This window comes from Streptomyces sp. NPDC002130, assembly GCF_040296465.1.
Classification (GTDB): domain Bacteria; phylum Actinomycetota; class Actinomycetes; order Streptomycetales; family Streptomycetaceae; genus Streptomyces.
The window spans coordinates 1-1,054 of record NZ_JBEOXI010001236.1 but is presented as its reverse complement, the minus strand read 5'-3'; the positions used below and the strand labels follow the sequence as shown (position 1 = coordinate 1,054).

2 protein-coding genes are annotated in these 1,054 nt (G+C 65.7%); one reads left to right on the top strand and one right to left on the bottom strand.

Annotation, left to right across the window (positions count from 1 at the left end; translation table 11 throughout):
• Positions 1-864, top strand: an 864-nt coding sequence (locus ABT116_RS49905; protein WP_351648392.1) for an isopenicillin N synthase family dioxygenase, incomplete at its 5' end; no start/stop codon positions are given.
• A gap of 7 nt (positions 865-871) precedes the next feature.
• Here ABT116_RS49905 and ABT116_RS49900 read toward each other — a convergent pair.
• Positions 872-1,054, bottom strand: a 183-nt coding sequence (locus ABT116_RS49900; RefSeq protein WP_351648389.1) for a hypothetical protein, incomplete at its 5' end; no start/stop codon positions are given.

Sequence of the window (1,054 nt, the reverse complement as noted above, 5' to 3'; positions counted from 1 at the left end):
CTCGCCGTCGCCCGCGAGTTCTTCGCGCTACCGACTGCCGAGAAGCTCGCGATCGAGAACGTCCGCAGCCCGCACTTCCGTGGGTACACCAGGCTCGGCGGCGAACTGACCGAAGGCAAGCAGGACTGGCGCGAGCAGATCGACATCGGCGCCGAACAGCCCGCGGCCGAGCGCACCGACACCTCACCGGCCTGGGAGATCCTGCAGGGCCCCAACCAGTGGCCCGATGCCCTTCCCGAACTCCGCGACGTCATCACCGAGTGGAACGACACGCTCACCTCGATCGCATTGAGCCTCCTGCGCGAATGGGCGGTAGCGCTGGGCCAGGATGCGAACATCTTCGACGACGCGTTCGCTCACGATCCGTCGATCCTCATCAAGGTCGTGCGTTACCCTGGCCGCCCGAAAGGTGCCGGCTCCCAGGGCGTCGGCGGGCACAAGGACGCGGGTGTGCTGACTCTGCTCTATGTCGAACCGGGCAAGGGCGGTCTGCAGGTCGAGCACGACGGCGACTGGATCGACGCACCGCCGATCGACGGGGCGCTGGTGGTCAACATCGGCGAACTGCTCGAGGTCGCTACCGGCGGTTACTTGAAAGCGACTGTGCACCGGGTAGTTTCACCCGAGGGCGACGGCGAACGTATTTCGGTGCCGTTCTTCTTCAACCCGAACTACGCAGCGCAGATCCCGGAGTTCGACCTACCGCCCGAGCTGGCGGCGCGCGCCACCGGCGTCACCGTGGACGCGAACAACCCGATCCACGATTCCTACGGGGCGAACGCCCTCAAGAGTCGACTACGCGCGCACCCCGATGTCGCGGCCCGATGGTGGCCGGACATCGTTGCGGCACAAAGCGCTACCTGAAGCTGAACTACAGGTCCATCGCAACTTTCCACGCCGTGTGCATCGCACCCTCGATGTAGTCGACGTTCACCGCGTCACCGACCACGTGCACGTCCGAGACGACGCCGATCAGTGCGTCGGCCAGAGGCGCTTGTGCCGACACTCCCGACGCGACGACAACCATGTCGGCCGGAGCTGTCAGTGTCTTGTC